The organism is Bacillus sp. CDB3, from assembly GCF_002081505.1.
In the GTDB taxonomy this organism is placed as follows: Bacteria; Bacillota; Bacilli; order Bacillales; family Bacillaceae_G; genus Bacillus_A; species Bacillus_A cereus_AT.
This window is the reverse complement of the sequence record NZ_ALBR01000115.1, coordinates 1-3516: the sequence shown is the minus strand read 5'-3', so window position 1 is coordinate 3516 and position 3516 is coordinate 1. Positions and strand designations below refer to the sequence as shown.

The window sequence follows — 3516 nt, the reverse complement described above, 5'->3', positions numbered from 1 at the left end:
CTGGACCTACTGGAAATACTGGAAATACTGGACCTACCGGACCTACTGGAGATACCGGAAATACCGGAAATACCGGACCTACTGGACCTACCGGACTTACCGGACCTACTGGACCTACCGGACTTACCGGACCTACTGGACCTACCGGACTTACCGGACCTACTGGACCTACCGGACTTACCGGACCTACTGGACCTACCGGACTTACCGGACCTACCGAATCAATAAATAGTGCGTTTTTAGAAAGAGCAGTCGCTACAGGTCTTTTAAATGCCAATCAACCTATTTCTTTTACTAATACTATTAATATAACAGGAAGTGCTATTACGCATACAAGTAATTCAAGTAACATTGTGCTTGTTGAAACAGGAATATACCTTGTAACTTATTCTGTTATGGGTACTACTACAGGTAATCATTTCTCTGTACATTTAAATTTAAATACAGGAGGAAATGTTCCAGGAAGTGGAGCATTTTTAGACAATGTACAAAAGGGAGTACTAAGTTTAAGTTGCATTGTATCTAATACAACTCCTAATAATATTCTCCAATTAAGAACTGGTAGCAATAATACAAACTTTTCAGGAACTAATACTGAGGCAATTTATCCAGTTGCCACTATTGGAATTGTAAAACTTTCATAATTGACTAAACGATTGATAATAAATTTCTTGTTTTTGGGCAGGAGTGCTGGCTGGAGGATCTCCCCAAAGGATTTTACGGGTTCCGTTGCAAAGTTTGAAAAAAATTCAGCTTACTTTCAAAAACTTTGCAACAGAACCACCTGTTTTTTGGTATAAAAGACAAAAAAACAGGTTATAGTATAGTCAAGGTTTTCTCCTGGACCTTTTGTTTTTCTCCTTAAATTGACTAATAAACACAAAAAGACGAGAGGATTCTCGTCTTTTTGTATTGTACTACGTGGGGTTTCGTTCCCACACGATGAGCCAGCACTCTAGTCAGAAAGCAAAGAGTTCCTTTGATTTATTATTTTTGGTATATAAGACCAAAGATAAGGTTATATTCTTATAGACCTGGCTGTTCAATCCTTTAAGTAGCATGTTTTCTTTTTGGATAGGTTTTTTCACACAAAAAAGGACGAGCGGAAACTCGTCTTTTTTGTGTGAAAAACATCGAACCTAAAGGTATTACTTCTAAAGGGACGTTCGTAATTATTAAAACGAATCCTTTGGGAACGCGGTTTTTATTCATTTTTCACCATCCCTAAATGTCTACCTTTTGATACACATCAAGAGATTTTCATGTTTTTAGTAATATGAAAGTAAAAAGTATTCGCAAAGATATACCTTTATAGGTATGTAGTAAACTTCACTTTGTTAACTATCTCTATTTTTGTTAGTTTGTTTTGTATGAGTTGATAGGAAATTTTTTTCAATACCTAAAAGGTGTGTGTTACCTAAAATAGAATATATTACAAATAGGTTTGTTTCATATAAGATATCTCCCCTTAGTTATCTTATTATAAGTACTGTATCATCCTTACACTCACACATGGGTAAAAAAAGAGACGAGCTGCTTCGTCTCTTTTTTTGTTACAGTTGTTTTTATTGGTATAAAAAACCAAACGATAACACATGTTAAGAATGGAGAAGAACACTTGTACAATTCCGTTATTAATTGTGAAGCCCTTCCAAACTAAATAGCATGAGCCATACAAGCGTTCTTCTCCATTCAGTCATTTTATTTCTTCTTGAAGGATCAAGGATGCATAATATCAATTTATAATCGAAAGTAGGTACTCACTTTGAAACCAACAGGTATGATTCGACGATTGGACGACTTAGGAAGAGTCGTACTACCTAAAGAACTGCGAAGAACGTTAGATTTAATGCCGAATACTAGTGTAGAGATGTTTGTACAAGATGGCAATATACATATACGGAAACAAGAAAGAATTTGTTTTGTAACAGGAAACATATCTGAAAATCATATGGAATTTTATGATGGACGTTTGATTTTAAGTCACGAAGGTGCTAAAGATTTGATGAAAACACTGCAAAGGTTGATACCGAAATAAGGTTCTGTTGCAAGTATATCTAGTAGGGATAGTTTATCTTCTTCATATTCTTTATACAAATGTGGTTCTTCAATTTTCAGTGACACAATTAGTGTAGATAAGGATTCATGCAAGATTGTATTTAAAAAAGAAATTAATAATTCTTCTTGTGCACCAAATAATTGCTTACATGCAAAATCGACTCGTAAATTCACTAAAGGTTGCTTCATGGATAGAGTCACCTTTCTTATCGGTATTCTATAGTATCGAAAAATCGAGAGAAGAAGTAACCTTTGATGATTGGTTTTGTTTTTGTTAATGAATAAAGTACGTGAAATTATATAATACTTCAATACACTACTAAATAGACTTCTAAAAAGTTCTTTTTCTACTGCTTTTATCTTCAAATCCCCCTCAACTCCTTTTAACGGTTTAGTTGTTTTATATAACAAGTTTTATTCATTCCGCATACAAAATCATTTCGAACTCCTCTTCTTTCTCATACAAAGAAAAATGAAAGGCCGTTTTTTCGTATCTTTCTCAAAATCTAATTTTTCATATCTTCATCCGTAATATTCTGCAGATTCATAGTCACACAAGTTACCTTGCGCTATATCTCTCATCACTTTATACTAAAATAGTATATCTATCACAATGAGGTGTCTTATTATGAACAAAACAGAATTAGTCCAAAAAGTCGCAATGAAATCTGAACTAACAAAACAAAAAGCAAGTCTCGCTGTAGATGCTGTTTTTCAATCCATTCAAAATGCACTACAAAATGGAGAAAATGTACAATTAATCGGATTCGGTACATTCGAAGTACGAGAACGTGCTGCCCGTGAAGGACGCAATCCACATACTGGTGAACCTCTTACTATTCCTGCAGGAAAAGTACCTGCCTTTAAAGCGGGAAAAGTATTAAAAGAAGCTTTTAAAGCTTAATAACATAAAAACAGTAGCATGAACTCATTAGGATTCATACTACTGTTTTGTGTTATTAAATACCTTTTCCATTTTCTTTCATTGGTAAACCACCTGTATTTCCATGCTGACTTTTAGAATTTTCACCATTCCCATGTGTCAAATATAAACTCAATTATTTTTCCTCCATTCGTAAGATACTCTCTATATTGAACCATAATATTTACCGTATCTAGATTCCTCATAATTATATATTTTAAGAATCAATTCCCGTACATCACTCTGTGTAAGACCTTTAGAAACATCTAACTCTTTTCTAAACGTAAAAAACCACATTCTTTTAAGTCCTACAATCTGTCGGACAGTTGATAAGTTAAATCTGCTAGTTGAAGCTATAACGCGCATAACATACACGCTCCTTAAGTAACAGATTAGAAACTAAAATATAGTCCCCAGCAAATACAAAGTTCCCAAGAATAGTGTACCAAAATAGAAGAATAAAAAAAGAACAGAAAGGTCCTCTAAGAAAGGACAGTAACCTAGAAAATACGCACCCAGCTACCTCAACAAATCCT

At 34.2% G+C, this 3516-nt stretch carries 2 protein-coding genes and 2 pseudogenes; 3 read left to right on the top strand and 1 reads right to left on the bottom strand.

The annotated features are described in order from the left end of the window. Both CDB3_RS29305 and CDB3_RS29300 read left to right on the top strand, forming a co-directional pair. Positions 1–644: pseudogene (locus CDB3_RS29305) on the top strand (hypothetical protein); the annotation flags it as partial. 1121 nt (positions 645–1765) lie between these two features. Further along, positions 1766–2038, top strand: a complete 273-nt coding sequence (locus CDB3_RS29300) for an AbrB/MazE/SpoVT family DNA-binding domain-containing protein (protein ID WP_179139776.1) — start codon at positions 1766–1768, stop codon at positions 2036–2038. A gap of 5 nt (positions 2039–2043) precedes the next feature. On the opposite strand, the pseudogene CDB3_RS29295 reads toward CDB3_RS29300, so the two are convergent. Further along, positions 2044–2247, bottom strand: a pseudogene (locus tag CDB3_RS29295) (PD-(D/E)XK nuclease family transposase); the annotation flags it as partial. A gap of 439 nt (positions 2248–2686) precedes the next feature. Here CDB3_RS29295 and CDB3_RS29290 point away from each other — a divergent pair. Then, positions 2687–2962: an HU family DNA-binding protein gene (locus tag CDB3_RS29290; RefSeq protein ID WP_128856897.1), complete on the top strand. Its 276-nt coding sequence runs from the start codon at positions 2687–2689 to the stop codon at positions 2960–2962. Positions 2963–3516: the final 554 nt, after the last annotated feature.